This window comes from Clavibacter sp. A6099, assembly GCF_021919125.1.
GTDB classification, from domain to species: Bacteria; Actinomycetota; Actinomycetes; order Actinomycetales; family Microbacteriaceae; genus Clavibacter; species Clavibacter seminis.
Genome location: NZ_CP083439.1, coordinates 154,300 through 168,859 on the forward strand (window position 1 = coordinate 154,300; position 14,560 = coordinate 168,859).

A 14,560-nucleotide genomic window follows, 5' to 3' on the forward strand; every position below is an offset into this window, starting at 1 on the left:
CCGGGCGGGAGATGATCCTGCCGCCCGGCCCTCCGTGGTGCTGTCCGTCGGCGTCGGGAACGGCGTCGTCGCCGTGCCGTGGCCCGCGGATCAGCGCACCGATCGCCCGCTCGCCACTACTCGCAGTGCGAGTTCCAGGTGTCGGGGAGCTTGATGTAGATGCCCTTGCTGCACGGAGCGTGGCCCGTGCTGACCGCGACGATCACGCCGGTCATGAACCCGCCGACGAGCGCGCAGGCCGGCCCGTCGATCGCGAAGAAGGAGCAGACGGCAGCGGTGGCCACGGCGGCGCCGGCCCCGATGAGGCCACGGAGCCAGTCGTGGTTGATGTACAGCGTCGTCCAGTGGGTGAGGTGGTTGTACCAGTGCTTCGACTCCGCGATCGAGCCGCCGGTGGTGGCTGAGGCCGAGATGTCGTCCGCGGTCGGCGAGGCGTGGAGCGCGGCCTTCGCGCTCTCCAGGGAGGCGGCCATCTTGGGGTCGGACGCGGCAGCAGCGCGGAGGCTCGCGGTCTGCGCGTCGGCTGCGGCGGTCTGCTCGGGCGACAGGCTCATCCAGTTGTCGATGTGCTGCCCGTTCACCTCGATGCCGGTCTTCGCCGCGTGGAGGACGTCGGCCTCGGTGATCCTGCCCGACGTGACGTCGTCGAGCAGGTGTCCGCTCTCGATCGAGTGGCCGACTCGGGCCTCGGGGGAGTTGGGGTTGCCGGTCGCGAATGCGCCGCTGCCGGGAGCGGCGACGACGAGTCCGACGGCGGCGACGGCGCCGATGGCGACCGCGGTGAAGATGGAGCGGGTGGTGCGGGTCCGGCGCATGCTTGACATGCGGTTCCTCTCTCTATGAGCGGCGTACATCGCCGCCCTCGGAACCTAGGGCGCACCCGTGCCCCCCGGATGGGGGTCATGGTGTCCAGCCGGCCAACGTCAGACGAACGACTGACGAGACTGCTCGGTCCTCAGTCGGCGGTGCCGAGCGTCAGCGTCAGGATCCCGTCGCGGACCTCGACCGTCGTGCCGCGGTGGTCGTGGACGCGGGGGAGGCCGACGGTCGCGTCGCTCGCGTGGTCGCCGACGACGACCACGCGCATGCCCGCGGCGAGGCCCGCGCGGATCCCGGCCTCGGCGTCCTCGTAGACGATCGCGTCCGCGGGGTCGACCCCCAGGCGCTCCGCCGCGAGCAGGTAGCCGTCCGGGTGCGGCTTGCCGTTCGCGACGTCCTCGGCGGTGACGAGCAGGTCGGGCACGCGGACGCCGGCGCCGGCGAGGCGGGCGCGCGCGAGCTCGCGGCCGGCGCTCGTGACGAGGGCGTGGGATCCCGCCGGCAGCGCGGCCACGAGGTCGCGGGCTCCCGGGATCTCGACGGTCGCCGGGCTCCCGTCGAGCTCGAGCCGGTCGAGCTCGGCGAGGAGCGCGGGCACGTCGCTGCCGGCGGGCGCGAACCGGGCGATGCTGTCGGCGGCGCGCACGCCGTGGATCCGCCGCAGGAGGTCGGCCGGGTCGTGGCCGAAGCGCACGGCGAGCATCGTCCAGATCTCCTCGACGAGCGCGGTCGAGTCGACGAGCGTCCCGTCCATGTCGAGGAGGAGCGCGCGGGCGGTGAGCGTGACGGGGGAGGACATGCGTCCAGTCTCGCGGACGGGCGGACGGCGAGCCGATGTGGAGAGGGTGCTCCCGTATCCGCGAGCACGGGCGATCGTGGTGCCATGCCCCTTCCGCTCCGGATCCTGTTCTCCTTCGCGCGCGGTCAGGGCCACCTGAACCCCCTGCTGCCCTTCGCCCGCGCCGCACGCGCGCGGGGTCACGAGACGGCCCTCGCCGGGCCGCGCGAGAACGTGGCGGGGCGGGCGGACTTCGCGCCCCTGTTCCCGAGCGACACCGGGGCGGCGCGCACCGAGCGGGGCACCGGTCGCCTCGTGGTCGCGGATCCGCGGCGGCCGTACGCGCGGGTGGAGGAGGTGTTCCTGGGCGAGGCGGCGCGGACGGCCGCGCGGAGCGTGGACGATGCCATCGCCGACTGGGCCCCGTCCCTCGTCGTCTGCGACGAGTTCGACTTCGGCGCGATGGTGGCCGCGGAGCGCGCGGGGGTGCCGGTCGTCGTGGTGGAGGTGACCGCCTCGGCGTACGCGGGCTGGCGGCCGTCGGTGGCGCACGCGCTGGATGCGCTGCGGGCGGAGGCGGGGCTCGCGCCGGATCCCGGGCTCGCCATGCTCGCGGGCGACCTCCTCGTCGTGCCGTTCCCGGAGTCCGTGGCCGGTGCGGGGCAGGGCGCGGCGTCCGGCGCGGAGCAGGCGCCGCGGTCCGTGCTGCGGGTGCGACCGGAGGCGCCCGAGACGGCAGACGACCACCCGGCCGTGCGCTGGCTCGCCGCGGGCGACGAGCCCTGGCGCGTCTACGCGACCCTCGGCACGCAGTTCAACACGCGCTCGGGGGACCTGCTGCACCGCATCCTCGACGGCCTCGCGACCACCGAGGCGCGGGTGCTGGCGACGGTCGGGCCGTGCGTGGATCCCGCGACCTTCCCCGGCGCGACCCCGCGCCGCCGCCTCGAGGACTACGTGCCCCAGGGCGCGGTGCTGGATCGCGTGGACGTCGTGATCACGCACGGCGGATCCGGGACCGTCGCCGGCGCGCTCGCCGCCGGGGTCCCGCTCGTCGTGCTGCCCATGGGCGCCGATCAGCGGCTGAACGGCGAGCGGATCGCGCAGCTCGGGGTCGGCCGCATGCTGGACGCGGCGACGGCGACGCCCCAGGAGATCGCCGACGCGGTCCGCGGGATCCGGGACGAGCCGTCCTTCGCGGACGCGGCCGGCCGGATCCGCGACCAGATCGCGGCCCTGCCCCCGGCGGCAGAGGCGCTCCCGGCCTTCGAGGCGCTCGCGGGTCGCTGACGCGGGACCCGTGCGACGGACCTCCACGCGTCGGGCACGATGGGGGGAGCGGCCGGCGTCGGGCGCGACCACGCGAGGGGGACGGCATGCGCGACGACGACGCCGAGGCGGCCAGGGGCCGGACGCTCGCGGGCATCGCCGGCTTCACGCTGATGCTGGGGCTGCTGATCGTGGGGCTCGTCCCCGACCTGTCCACGCCGAGCGGTCGTGCGGGCGGGACGCCCGCCTGGTTCGGCGCGTGCCTCTTCGCGATCCTCGGCCTCGCGGGACTGGGATGGGCGGTCGTCCGCGCGGTCCGGCTGCGGAGGCGGACCCGTGCCTGACGTCGTGGAGAAGGTGCTCCTCGTGGTGGGCATCGTCGGCCTGGTCGGCTTCATGATCGGCTTCGTCCGCGTCATGGCGTACGGGATGGTCGACAACAGGACGCCCACGAGGCGCATGTACCTCACGGCCTTCGCGTTCGGCGCGGTGGGCTGGGGCGCGTTGCTGATCGGCTTCTTCCTGCCCTAAGGGGCGTGCCGTCGGCGGCTGCCCGTCAGTGGCACCACCGGTTACGGCTCCCGCCGGGCCCAGCCGACCGCCGCGGGCCGCACGTAGCCTGGGGGCATGGCGGGATCCACCGGGCGCGGGCGCGCATCGCACCATGTCGTCATCGGCGCGGGGCTCGCGGGGGCGGCCACCGCCTGGCAGCTCGCGAGCCGCGGGCACGAGGTCACGGTGCTGGAGCGCGACCGGCCGGCGGGCATGCTCGGCAGCTCGCACGGATCCGCGCGCATCCTCCGCTACGCCTACGACGACCCCTTCTACGTGCGCCTCGTGCGCGACGCCCGCGTCCTCTGGGACCGCCTCGAGCGCACCACGGGCGCGCGGCTCGTGACCCCGACCGGATCCGTCGACTCCGGCCTCGTGCGCCGCCCCGCCGAGCTCGCGCGCGTGCTGGAGCGCGTCGGCATCGAGCACGAGCTGATGACCGCGCGCGAGGCCGAGGCGCGCTGGCCGGAGATGTCCTTCGACTCCGACGTGCTGTTCCACCCGGCCGCGGGCGTGATCGACGCCGAGACCGCGGTGCGCACGATGCTCGACCTCGCCGTCGCGCACGGCGCCGTCGTGCACGGGGGCTGGGAGGCGGTGTCCGTCGAGCGGATCGGCGCGGGCTTCGCCGTGACCTCCGATGACGGCCGCCGGGTCGAGGGCGACAGCGTGGTCGTGGGCGCCGGCGCCTGGCTGCCCGAGCTGCTCGGCGGCGCGCTGCCGCTGCCGCGTGCCGCGCTCGACCGCATCCCGCCGCTGCGCGTGCGGCAGGAGCAGGTGTTCCACTTCCCGTACGTGGACGGGCCGCCCGCGCGGGCCGTCCCGACCTCCATCCACATGGACGAGCGCATGCAGGTCTACGCGCTGCCCGGCGGCCGCGACGCCGACCACCGCGGCCACAAGGTCGCCGAGTTCGACGGCGGGCGCGTGATCCCGTCGGCCGCGCACCAGGACGGCCGCGTGGATCCGGCCAACCGCGCCCGCGTCGTCGACTGGGTGCGCCGGAACCTGCCGGGCGTCGAGCCCGTGCCGTACGCGGAGGCGACGTGCCTCTTCACGAGCACGCCCACCGAGGACTTCCTGATCGACCGGGTGGACGGGATCACGATCGTCTCGCCCTGCTCCGGCCACGGCGCCAAGTTCGCGCCGCTCATCGGCAGCCTCGCGGCGAACGCGGCGACCGGCGAGCGCGTCGAGCCGCGATTCGCGCTCGCGCCCTGAGGGGCTGGGTCGCCGACAGCCACCCGAGCGCGGAGCGTCAGACCTTCTGCGGGCGCCCCCGGCCGCCGGTGCGCACGCGGGTCCGCGCCGGAGCCCGCTCCTCGGCGCGCTCGGCCGCCCGATCCCGACCCGCCGCCAGCCGCGCCAGCTCGGCGCGCAGCTCGCCGACGCGGTCGTCGCGGCCCTCCTCGGGGAACGCGCCGGGCAGCAGCTGCGGGGTGAGGCGCGCGCGCACGATCTGCTCGAGCGCCGAGTCGCGCGCGATGACCAGCACCTCGCGGAGCGCCTCCGGGTCGCGCGCGAGGGCGCCGAGCCGCTCGACCATCTCCTCGGCGATCTCGGCGCGCAGCCGGAGACCGGGCACGTCGCCCTCGCGGTAGTCGTCGGGCCGGCGTCCCTTGCCGTCGCGCAGCGCCGCGCGGTCGCGGGCCATCCGCAGCCGCTCCGCCTCGCCGCGCTTCTCGCCGATGAGCTCGGCCAGCTCGCCGCGGAGCGCCTCGATGAGCGACTCCTCGTCGTAGGGGCGGCGCTCCCGGAGCGTGCGCAGGATGATCAGGTTCACCATCTGGATCCGCAGCGCGACGCCCACGAGGAGCAGCGCCTCCTCGACGAGCACCTCCTTCTGCGCCGGATCCGCGGCGACGCGGGCGGCCACGGACGGCGGCGGGGCACCGGGCTTGGAGGGCTTGGCGGGGCGGATGCGGGGCCGGGGCATGACGTCCTCCCGGTCCGCTCGCTCCACCGGCGAGGTGTTCCCAGATTACGCGGAACGGCCGACGTCGGGGCGGGCCGCGCCCCCATCCCCGTGCCGATCCGCGGGCGTCACCGGTGATCGGCGTCCGGCAGCCGTCACCCCATCCGGCGCCGCAGGAACGCGAGCGTGCCGAGCTCGTCGTCGATGCCGCCCCCGTCGTGGCCGTTGTACTCCCACTCGACGATCTCCTTCTCGCCGGCGTAGGAGTTGAAGGCGCCGTAGACGGTGGAGGGCGGGCAGGTCGCGTCCATGAGGCCGACCGAGAAGCGGGCGGGCGCGGTGGCACGGCGCGAGAACGCGACGCCGTCGAAGTACCGCAGCACGGCGTGCACGTCCGCGCCGCGACCCCGGTGCGTCTTCAGGTAGTCGACGACCTCGTGGTACGGGTACGCGTCGGTGATGTGCGTCGCCCGCTCGATGTCGCAGAGGAAGGGCACGTAGGCGGAGACGGCCGCGATGTCGTCGCGCAGGCCGGCGACCGCGAGGGCCATGCCGCCGCCCTGGCTGCCGCCCTGCACGGCGATGCGCGCGGGATCCACGACGTCGAGCGACCGCGCCACGTCGACCGCCCGCACCGCGTCGGTGAAGAGGCGGCGGTAGTAGTAGGTCTCGCGGGACGCGATGCCGCGGGTCATGAAGCCGGGGATCGCGGGCCCGGCCTCGCCGTGGTCGGCCGTGTCGCCGGCGCTCCAGTACGAGCCCTGGCCGCGCGTGTCCATCTGGAGGTGCGCGAAGCCGGCGGCCGCGTAGATCAGCGTCTCCTCGGCGCGACCGCGACCGCCGCCGTAGCCGACGAAGGAGACGACGGTGGGCAGCGGGCCGGTCGCGCCCGCGGGGGTGCGGAGCCAGGCGCGCACGTCCGTGCCGCCGGATCCCGCGAAGGTCACGTCCTGCACGTCGACGAGCGCGAGGTCGGTCTCGACCGGCGCGAGCCGCACGTCGAGGTCGTGCTGCGCGGCCTCGGCGAGGGTCTCGGCCCAGAAGGCGTCGAAGTCGTCCGGGTCGACGTGGCTGCTGACGTGCGCGCGGGCGGCGTCGACGGGTTCGATGAGCATGGATCCTCCGGGCGTTCGGCGGTGGGCGGGTCGGCGTCCGCGTGCCGTCGGGCCGCGTCGCCTCGCTCATCATGCCCCGGTCAGCGGAAGAGCGGCTCCCCGGCGGCGGGATCGGCGAGCTCGTGGTCGAGGAAGGTCCAGATCCACTCGAGCGCCCGCGCGTGGTCGAGGCCGGGCACCTTCTGCGAGAGCTGCGTGGCGATGCCGTCGCTGTAGGCCGCGAGCTTGAGCGCGACCTCGGCCGCGTCCACCGTCCGGAAGACGCCGCCCACGACGCCGCGGCGGATCGTGCGGACGAGGCACGCCTCCCAGACGCGGATGCGCTCCAGCCGGTCGGCGGACAGCCCGGGCTGGCGCGCCACGGCGGTCCAGTAGTCCGACCAGAGGCGCCAGTGGGCCTCGGAGGCGTCGGTGCCGGCGAAGAGCGGCTCGACCAGCATGCGGATGCCGTGCACGGCATCCGGCTCGGCGTCCACCTCCTCGACGATCGAGGCGTAGAAGCGGTCGGTCTCGAGCACGACGACCTCGTCGAGGATCTCCGCCACGCTCGAGAAGTGGTACGTCACGGTGCCGACCGAGACGTCGCCCTCGGCCGCGATGTCGCGGAGCCCGGTGGCGGTGAGGCCCCGGCGGAGGATCACGGCGCGCGCGGCCTCGACGATCATCGCGCGCCGCACCTCGGGCTTCTCGCGCTTGCCGCCGCGGCGGGTCGCGGTCGCGGCGGTCGTGCCGGCGGTCGAGCTCGTGCCCGTGCCCGCGCTCACGCGGAGGTCCGCGGCACGAGGTCGTCGAACACGCGGTCGGCGACGAGCACCTCGGGCGCATCCGGGCCGCCCTCGCGCGCCCAGGCCTTGAGCGTGTTCACGACGCGGAACGCGTCCTCGTCGGCGGTCACGCGCGAGGTCGTCTCCAGGCGCGCGCGCCAGGTCGGCTGCTCGAGCCCGATCGCCCAGCGCGACTCGGCGACGGCCGAGGTCGGGTCGCCGTCGGTGATCCGGTACGTCTCGCGGCTCGACTCGGTGAAGACGAGGCCGTCGGGGTAGATCCGTGATCCGCCGTAGCCGGGGTCGACGTCGAGCGTCCACTCGCCGGTCGCGACGTCGTGGGTGACGCTGCGCTCGGGCAGGCCGGAGTCGTCGGGGATCCGCTCGATCGCGATCGGCGTCGACTGCTCGGCCTCCTCGAAGCGCACGCCGTCGTCCTCGGTGCGCGTCCAGACGGGCAGGGTCACGGAGCTGCGGGAGGGCGCGACGGCGAGCGTCGCCTCGCGGGCGTGCGGCCAGATCCACGGCCAGTACGCCGACGACACCGCGATCCGCAGCCGGTGCCCGACCGGGAACGCGTGCCCGGTGGAGACGAGCGGCACGCGCACGGTCTCCTCCTCGCCCGGCACCATCGGGTCGATCCGGGCCCGGTCGATCCGCGTGTTCAGGTTCAGCGCGCCGCGCGTGATCAGGGTGGACGACCCGTCGGGCGCCACGTCGCAGAGCCGCACCACGAGGTTCGCGTCGGGCAGGTCGCTCGTGACCGCGAGGTGGACGAGCACGTTGCCGAGCACGTCGAGCGGCTCGTCGAGCAGCAGGTCGAAGCAGACGGAGAGGCCGTCCTCGGCGCGCTGGTCCGGCGGCAGGTCGGTCGGGTTGCCGAACGGGAAGAAGCGGCCCGCGTCGAGCCCGGTGCGCTGCGGCGAGCGGACCACGACGGCGTCGCCCGCGGCGGCCGGCCCGTGGAACGCGGAGAGCGGCAGCACGGGCTGCGCGGCGACCGACGCGGGCGGCGGCCACGACTCGGCGGCGACCCAGCGCCCGGTGCGCTCGGGGTAGCTCGTGGCGGGCGGCTCGGAGTCGCTGAGGAAGGCGCGGAGCGCGGGATCCGCCTCCACCCCGGTGTCGACGCCCTTCAGCCAGCGGTCCCACCAGCGCAGCGTCTCCTGCAGGAAGCCGATCGACGGGCCCGGCGCGAGGCCGCGGTCCGGGTACTGGTGCGACCACGGGCCGACGATGCCCTTCGCGGGGCCGGGCAGGTTCTCCACGAGGCGCAGCACGGCGTCGCGGTACGGATCCGCCCAGCCGCCGACCGCGAGCACGGCCGCGTCGATCGAGGAGTAGTCCTCGCACACGCTGCCGTGCCGCCAGTAGTCGTCGCGCTCCTGGTGCGCGAGCCAGGTCGGCGTCATCGGCCGGTTCGACTCGAGGCGCTCGCGCCAGCGCTCCACCCAGCCGTCGCCCACGACCTCGGGCCGCGGCGGACGGGAGTTGAATGCGAACATCGTCGCGCCCCACGCGGCCATGTCGATGCCGAGCACCGCGCCGCCCATGTAGTGCACGTCGTTGTCGAAGCGGTCGTCGGTCGAGCACACCGTGACGACGGCCTTCAGGGCCTCGGGCGCGCGGGCCGCGAGCTGCAAGCCGTTGAAGCCGCCCCAGGAGATCCCGAAGATCCCGACCGCGCCCGTGCACCAGTCCTGCGCGGCGATCCACTCGATCACCGCGACGCCGTCGTCGAGCTCCTGCGCGGAGTACTCGTCGACGAACAGGCCGTCGGAGGATCCGGTGCCGCGGATGTCGACGCGGACGGACGCGTAGCCGTGCGCCGCGTACCAGGGGTGCCGCTCGCTGTCGCGCGGGGCGGTCCAGTCGTCGAGCCGGTAGGGGAGGTACTCGAGCAACGCGGGGACGGGTTCGCCGCTCGAGGGCGCCCAGACGCGGGCGTGGAGGTGCGTGCCGTCGGGCATCGGGATCCATACGTCGCGATGCGTCACGCCGTCGCCGGCCTCGGCTTCGGCCTCGGTCGCGTTCGTCTCGTGTGCGGCGTCGGTCATCGTGCGTCCTCCCAGTCCCGGATCCGGTGCCCGTCGCCGAGCTCCCGCCACCCTCCGCCTGCCGCGTCGCGCCAGGTGGCCGTCACGTCCTCGACCGCCGGCAGCTCGGTGGCGCCGGGCTCGAGCGTCGCGGCGAGCAGCTGCCGCGTGTACGGGTGGTTCGGCCCGCCGAACACGCGCTCGGTCGGGCCGATCTCCACGATCCGCCCGCCGGTCATCACGGCCACGCGGTCGGCGACGCCGCGCACGACGGCGAGGTCGTGGCTGATGAAGAGGCAGCTGAGGCCCTTGTCGCGCTGCAGGCCGGCGAGGAGATCCAGGATCTCGGCCTGCACGCGCACGTCGAGCGCGGTCGTGATCTCGTCCGCGATGACGAGCTGCGGATCCGCGGCCAGCGCGCGGGCGATCCCGACGCGCTGCCGCTGCCCGCCCGAGAGCTGGTTCGGGAGCCGCGCCGCGAAGTCCGGCGACAGCCCGACCTCGGTGAGGATCTCGCCCACGCGCTCGGCCGAGGCCCGGCCCGTGAAGAGCTTGAGCGGCCGCGCGATCGCCGCGCCGACGGTCCGCCGCGGGTTGAGCGAGGTGTCCGCGTTCTGGAAGACGAGCTGCACCGCGCGCCGGAGCGCGGGCGAGCGACCCGCGACCGCGGAGGTCAGGTCGCCCTCGACCCTGTCGCCCTGGAAGCGGAACGTGCCGGACTCGGTGGGCACCAGACCCGCGAGGGCCGTCGCGAGCGTGGTCTTGCCGCTGCCGGACTCGCCGACGACCGCGAGGGTCTCGCGCGGCGCGATGGTGAACGACACGTCGGACACGGCGGGCGGGAGGCCGCGCGCGTAGCGGACGACGAGGCCGTCGGCGACGACCATCGGGGCCACCTGGCCCTCAGCCGGGGCCGTGGCCGGGGCCGCGGCGCCGGGGCCGCCCGGGATCGCCGCCAGCAGCTCCCGCGTGTACGCGTGCTCCGGCGACGCGAACAGCTCCGCGGTCGGCCGGTGCTCCACGATCACGCCGTCGCGCATCACGGCGATCTCGTCGACCATCGTCGAGACGACGCCGAGGTCGTGGCTGACGAGCAGCACCGCCATGCCGAGCTCGCGGGCGAGGTCGCGGATCAGGGTCAGCACCGCCGCCTGCGTCACGACGTCGAGGGCGGTCGTCGGCTCGTCGAGCACGAGCACCCGGGGGCGCGCGGCGACGGCCATGGCGATCGCGATGCGCTGCTGCTGCCCGCCGGAGAGCTGGTGCGGGTACCGCCGCACGATGGTCGCGGGGTCGGGCAGGCGCACGAGCCGGATCAGCTCCTCGACCCGCTCGTCCTCGCTCGGCAGGCCGTGGCTCTCGAGCGCCTCGCGGAGCTGGCGGCCGACGCGCATGGAGGGCGTGAGCGCCTGGCCGGCGTTCTGCGCGACGACCGCCGCGGTGCCGCCGCGCAGCTCTCGCGTCGCGGCGGGGGAGAGGGCGAACACGTCGTCGCCGGCGACCTCGACGGATCCGCCCACGATGCGGGATCCGCGGCGCAGGTGCGCGAGCAGCGTCCGCGCGACCGTGGACTTCCCGCTGCCCGACTCCCCGACGAGCCCGAGCGCGCGCCCGGCGCGGATCTCGAAGCTCACCCCGCGGACCACGGGCACGGCGGTGCTCCCGGCCGCGTAGGAGATCGCCAGGTCGGCGACGCGGACGACGGTGCCGAGCCGCACCTGGCCGGTCAGGGTGTCTTCGACGTTGCCGGGCATCATGCGATCCCCCTCTGGGCGCGGTCGACGCCGAGCGACTTGCTGAGCCCGTCGGCGCTGAGGTTGAGGCCGACCACGAGGGTCGCGAGCGCCACGATCGGCGCGAGCGTGCCGAGCGGCACGACCGTGAGGGCGGTGCGGTTCTCCTGCACCATGAGCCCCCAGTCGGGCGTCGGCGGGTTCGCGCCGAAGCCGAGGAAGGAGAGCGAGGAGATCAGCAGCACGATCCACGAGGCCCGCATCGCGTACTCCACGAGCACGACGTCGAGCACGTTCGGGAGGATCTCGCGGAACACGATGCTCAGCGGGCGCTCGCCGCGGGCGCGTGCCGCCGTGACGTAGTCCTGCGTGATCACGGTCCGCGCGGCACCGCGCACCACCCGCGTCACGGCGGGTGCGTAGACGACGGTCACCGCGAGCACGATCACCCAGAGGCCGGATCCGAACACCGTCACCACCACGAGCAGCGCCAGGATCGACGGCACGCTCAGCAGCGCGTCCACGATCCGCATCACGACCTCGTCGAGCCAGCCCTCCGCGTAGGCCGTGACGCAGCCGACGACCGTGCCGACCGCGACGGCGATCGTGGTCGCGAGGAAGGTCACGACGAGCGCGTACCGGCCGCCGTTGAGCGTGCGGGAGAGCACGTCGCGGCCGTACTGGTCGGTGCCGAGCCAGTGCGCCCACGTCGTGCCGGAGAGCACGTCGGTCGAGTCGGTCGCGACCGGGTCGTGCCCGGCGATCCACGGCGCGAGCACGGCGAGCACGACGTGGATCGCGATGATCGCGAGCCCCACGGAGAGCGCCGTCGACGCCCCGAGCGGTGTCATCCACCCGCGTAGGCGGCCGCCTCGGCGGGTGGGCAGGGGCGTCGCGGTCATGCGCGGGCCTTCCGTCGGGGGCTGGTTCGGGCGGCGGATCGGGCGGGCCGGGTGCGGCGCGCGCTCTGCCTCGTGCGGAGCCGCGGATCCAGCGCGAGGGCGATGAGGTCGGCCGCGAGGTTGCAGATCACGTACACGGCGGCGCTCAGCAGCGCGATGGCCTGGATCGTCGGCAGGTCGCGCGTGAAGACGGACTCGAGCATGAGCTTGCCCATGCCCGGGTAGTTGAAGACGTTCTCCACAACGACCACGCCGCCGAGCAGCCACGCGACGTTGAGCGCCACGACGTTGAGCGTCGGCAGCAGCGCGCTCGGCACCGCGTGCCGCCACACCACCTGCCGGGTCGTGAGCCCCTTGAGCTCGGCCGTCGTGACGAACTCGGAGGCCATCACGTCGATGGTCGAGGAGCGCATGGTGCGCACGATGTAGGCCGCCATGGCGAGCGTCAGCACGATCACCGGCAGCGCCACCGAGGGCAGCAGCTCGGCGATCGTGGCGTCGCTCCCGCGGAGGACCACGGCGGGGAAGACGGGGATCGTGATGGCGAACAGCAGCACGAGCACGGTCGCGACCATGAACTCGGGGACGCTCATCACCACGAGGCTCACGACGCTGATCACCGAGTCGCTCGTGCGTCCGCGGCGCACGCCCGCGACGACGCCGAGCACGAGCGACAGCGTCACGCCGACGAGCATCGCCGGCACCGCGATGAGCATGCTGTTGCGGAACGCGACGAGGAGCGCCGGCCCGACCGGATCCCCGCTCACGAGCGAGGTGCCGAAGTCGCCGCGCGCGGCACCGAGCAGCCAGTCGCCGTAGCGGAGCCACACGTTCCGGTCGAGCCCGAGCGATTCGCGCAGCGTCGCGACCGCCTCGGGCGTCGCGTCCTGGCCGAGGAGCTGCTGGGCCACGTCGCCGGGCAGCAGCTGGATCGCGAGGAACACGAACAGCGAGGCCAGCACGATCGTGAGGATCGCGGTGCCCAGGCGGCGGGCGACCTGCGCGGAGACGTTCATCGGCGGAATCCGATCGTGAGGTGGTCGAACTCGAAGCCGAACTCGCGGTAGTTCACGACGTCGCGGGAGATGCCCACGAGCCGGTCGCCGAACATGGGCGTCATGTCGGCGCTGTCCTCCACGACGATCCGCTGGGCGTCCTGGTAGAGCATCAGCCGCTTCGCGTCGTCCATCGTGGCGCGGGCGTCGTCGAGGAGCGCGTCGAAGGTCGGGTTCGACCACGCGCTCTCGTTGTAGGAGGAGCCGGTGCGGAAGATCTGGTTGAGCAGCTGGTCGATGGGCCGGCCGGTGAACCAGTAGCTCACCATGAGCGGCTTCTGCATCCAGATCTCCGTGTAGTACGAGTCCGAGGAGGCGTTCGTGACCGTGAGGTCGATGCCCGCGGCCTTCACCTGGTCGCGGTAGGCGACCGCCATGGGCGTGAACACCGACTCGTAGCTGGACGTGTGGATCGTCGTCCGCAGCCCCGGCACGCCCGCCTTCGCGAGCAGCGCCTTCGCCTGGTCGGGGTCGTACGCGCGCTCGACGTCGACGAACGCGGCGAGCGACGGCGGCACGGGGTTGTCCCAGCCCGCGGTGCCCGTGCCCTGCAGCGCGGTCGCGAGGATCTGCTCGGGGTCGTACGCGAGCTTCATGGCCTGGCGCACGAGCGGATCCTGGAACTCGGCGCTCGTGGCGAGCATCGGGATCGTGTACCACTGCGCGTTCTCGACCCGCGCGACCGTGGCCCGGCTCGACGCGGAGACGACCCGGGCGGTCGCGAAGTCGAGGTTGGTCTGCGAGATGAGGTCGATCTGCCCGGCGAGCAGCGCGTTCACGCGGGCGGTCGTGTCCTGGATGGAGGAGAAGTCGATGCCGTCGAGCACCGGCCGGCCGGCGAAGTGGTCCTCGAAGGCCTCGACGCTGCCGGATCCCGCCGGGTGGAAGGACGAGAGGCGGAACGGCCCCGTGCCGATGCCCGTGCTCCCGATGGTGGCGATCGCGTCGGCCGGCACGATGTAGCACTGGTACGCCGTGAGCAGCGACGGGAACTCCGCGTTGGGGGTCTTCAGCTGGAAGACGAGGGTGTGCGGATCCGGCGCCGACATGCTGCCCGGATCGAGCATGTCGCCGAGCACGCCGCCCTGCGGGGAGGCCGTCGCGGGATCGATGACGTGCTGGATGGAGGCGATCGCGTCGGCTGCCGTGAAGCGCGTGCCGTCGTGGAAGCGCACGTCGCGGCGGAGGCGGAAGGTCCAGGTGACGCCGTCGGGCGACGCCGACCACTCCTCCGCGAGGTCGGGGACCGTCACGCCCTTCTCGTCCAGCTTCACGAGCCGGTTGTAGAGGGCGCCGAGGTACTCGTACGCCGAGAGGGAGCTCGCGGAGTCGAGGGTCTCCGCGGCGGATGCGGCCGGACGCGCGACGCGGAGGCGACCGCCCTGCACGGGCGTGCCGGTCGCGGCGGCCTCGGGGATGGTGGTGCTGCTCGCGCCCGTGCTGCATCCGGTGAGCGCGAGCAGGCCGAGGCCGGCGATCCCGGCGGTGCCCGCGAGGACGGCGCGGCGGCTGGGGGTGCTCGGGTGGCCGGGTCGCGCGGCACGGTCGGCGATGCGGATGGTGCGGGAGCTCGCGTCCGCGAATGCGGTGCGGGTGGTGACGATCGATGGCATCGGGACGGG

14 protein-coding genes are annotated in these 14,560 nt (G+C 74.2%); 4 read left to right on the top strand and 10 right to left on the bottom strand.

Going from position 1 to position 14,560, the window contains the following annotated elements:
* Window positions 1-116 precede the first annotated feature (116 nt).
* A complete protein-coding gene (locus KYT88_RS00780) occupies window positions 117-824 on the bottom strand; it encodes a hypothetical protein (protein ID WP_147362461.1) in 708 nt (235 codons plus the stop codon).
* A 131-nt stretch (window positions 825-955) separates the two neighbouring features.
* Window positions 956-1,618 (bottom strand): HAD-IA family hydrolase, encoded by a 663-nt coding sequence (locus KYT88_RS00785; RefSeq protein WP_043582957.1) that lies wholly within the window; start codon window positions 1,616-1,618, stop codon window positions 956-958.
* An 84-nt stretch (window positions 1,619-1,702) separates the two neighbouring features.
* On the opposite strand from KYT88_RS00785, the gene KYT88_RS00790 reads away from it, so the two are divergent.
* From KYT88_RS00790 to KYT88_RS00805, 4 genes are all read left to right on the top strand, one after another.
* Window positions 1,703-2,887, top strand: coding sequence for a glycosyltransferase (locus KYT88_RS00790; protein ID WP_043582960.1), 1,185 nt, complete (start codon window positions 1,703-1,705; stop codon window positions 2,885-2,887).
* A gap of 86 nt (window positions 2,888-2,973) precedes the next feature.
* Entirely contained in the window at window positions 2,974-3,210 is a 237-nt protein-coding gene (locus KYT88_RS00795; protein WP_043582962.1) for a hypothetical protein, read from the top strand.
* Entirely contained in the window at window positions 3,203-3,397 is a 195-nt protein-coding gene (locus KYT88_RS00800; RefSeq protein ID WP_043582963.1) for a hypothetical protein, read from the top strand. Before KYT88_RS00795 ends, KYT88_RS00800 begins: the two co-directional genes overlap by 8 nt.
* 96 nt (window positions 3,398-3,493) lie before the next feature.
* Window positions 3,494-4,639: an FAD-dependent oxidoreductase gene (locus tag KYT88_RS00805; protein WP_043582964.1), complete on the top strand. Its 1,146-nt coding sequence runs from the start codon at window positions 3,494-3,496 to the stop codon at window positions 4,637-4,639.
* Between the two features lie 37 nt (window positions 4,640-4,676).
* Here KYT88_RS00805 and KYT88_RS00810 read toward each other — a convergent pair whose 3' ends face one another.
* From KYT88_RS00810 to KYT88_RS00845, 8 genes are all read right to left on the bottom strand, one after another.
* Window positions 4,677-5,354, bottom strand: a complete 678-nt coding sequence (locus KYT88_RS00810) for a hypothetical protein (RefSeq protein ID WP_237583723.1) — start codon at window positions 5,352-5,354, stop codon at window positions 4,677-4,679.
* A 134-nt stretch (window positions 5,355-5,488) separates the two neighbouring features.
* Window positions 5,489-6,448 carry an acetylxylan esterase gene (locus KYT88_RS00815; protein ID WP_043582966.1) on the bottom strand — a complete coding sequence of 320 codons (960 nt, stop codon included), beginning with the start codon at window positions 6,446-6,448 and terminating at the stop codon, window positions 5,489-5,491.
* An 80-nt stretch (window positions 6,449-6,528) separates the two neighbouring features.
* On the bottom strand, window positions 6,529-7,212 hold the full coding sequence (locus KYT88_RS00820) for a TetR/AcrR family transcriptional regulator (RefSeq protein WP_043582967.1): 684 nt from the start codon (window positions 7,210-7,212) through the stop codon (window positions 6,529-6,531).
* Window positions 7,209-9,269: a CocE/NonD family hydrolase gene (locus tag KYT88_RS00825; RefSeq protein ID WP_051629159.1), complete on the bottom strand. Its 2,061-nt coding sequence runs from the start codon at window positions 9,267-9,269 to the stop codon at window positions 7,209-7,211. The genes KYT88_RS00820 and KYT88_RS00825 overlap by 4 nt, the downstream gene beginning before the upstream one ends.
* Window positions 9,266-11,005, bottom strand: coding sequence for a dipeptide ABC transporter ATP-binding protein (locus KYT88_RS00830; RefSeq protein WP_043582968.1), 1,740 nt, complete (start codon window positions 11,003-11,005; stop codon window positions 9,266-9,268). The genes KYT88_RS00825 and KYT88_RS00830 overlap by 4 nt, the downstream gene beginning before the upstream one ends.
* The gene (locus tag KYT88_RS00835) at window positions 11,002-11,832 is read right to left on the bottom strand and encodes an ABC transporter permease (protein WP_237583724.1); all 831 of its coding nucleotides are present in this window, start codon (window positions 11,830-11,832) and stop codon (window positions 11,002-11,004) included. Before KYT88_RS00835 ends, KYT88_RS00830 begins: the two co-directional genes overlap by 4 nt.
* Before the next feature lie 47 nt (window positions 11,833-11,879).
* Complete coding sequence (locus KYT88_RS00840; protein WP_043582972.1) at window positions 11,880-12,899, bottom strand: ABC transporter permease; 1,020 nt, start codon at window positions 12,897-12,899, stop codon at window positions 11,880-11,882.
* Window positions 12,896-14,551, bottom strand: coding sequence for an ABC transporter substrate-binding protein (locus tag KYT88_RS00845; protein WP_182480730.1), 1,656 nt, complete (start codon window positions 14,549-14,551; stop codon window positions 12,896-12,898). The genes KYT88_RS00840 and KYT88_RS00845 overlap by 4 nt, the downstream gene beginning before the upstream one ends.
* Window positions 14,552-14,560 lie beyond the last annotated feature (9 nt).

Excerpts from the sequence above, each read along its gene's own strand:
- KYT88_RS00780 (WP_147362461.1), bottom strand. The coding sequence starts at position 824 with ATGTCAAGCATGCGCCGGACCCGCACCACCCGCTCCATCTTCACCGCG.
- KYT88_RS00785 (WP_043582957.1), bottom strand. The coding sequence starts at position 1,618 with ATGTCCTCCCCCGTCACGCTCACCGCCCGCGCGCTCCTCCTCGACATG.
- KYT88_RS00790 (WP_043582960.1), top strand. The coding sequence starts at position 1,703 with ATGCCCCTTCCGCTCCGGATCCTGTTCTCCTTCGCGCGCGGTCAGGGC.
- KYT88_RS00795 (WP_043582962.1), top strand. The coding sequence starts at position 2,974 with ATGCGCGACGACGACGCCGAGGCGGCCAGGGGCCGGACGCTCGCGGGC.
- KYT88_RS00805 (WP_043582964.1), top strand. The coding sequence starts at position 3,494 with ATGGCGGGATCCACCGGGCGCGGGCGCGCATCGCACCATGTCGTCATC.
- KYT88_RS00810 (WP_237583723.1), bottom strand. The coding sequence starts at position 5,354 with ATGCCCCGGCCCCGCATCCGCCCCGCCAAGCCCTCCAAGCCCGGTGCC.
- KYT88_RS00815 (WP_043582966.1), bottom strand. The coding sequence starts at position 6,448 with ATGCTCATCGAACCCGTCGACGCCGCCCGCGCGCACGTCAGCAGCCAC.
- KYT88_RS00825 (WP_051629159.1), bottom strand. The coding sequence starts at position 9,269 with ATGACCGACGCCGCACACGAGACGAACGCGACCGAGGCCGAAGCCGAG.
- KYT88_RS00830 (WP_043582968.1), bottom strand. The coding sequence starts at position 11,005 with ATGATGCCCGGCAACGTCGAAGACACCCTGACCGGCCAGGTGCGGCTC.
- KYT88_RS00835 (WP_237583724.1), bottom strand. The coding sequence starts at position 11,832 with ATGACACCGCTCGGGGCGTCGACGGCGCTCTCCGTGGGGCTCGCGATC.
- KYT88_RS00840 (WP_043582972.1), bottom strand. The coding sequence starts at position 12,899 with ATGAACGTCTCCGCGCAGGTCGCCCGCCGCCTGGGCACCGCGATCCTC.
- KYT88_RS00845 (WP_182480730.1), bottom strand. The coding sequence starts at position 14,551 with ATGCCATCGATCGTCACCACCCGCACCGCATTCGCGGACGCGAGCTCC.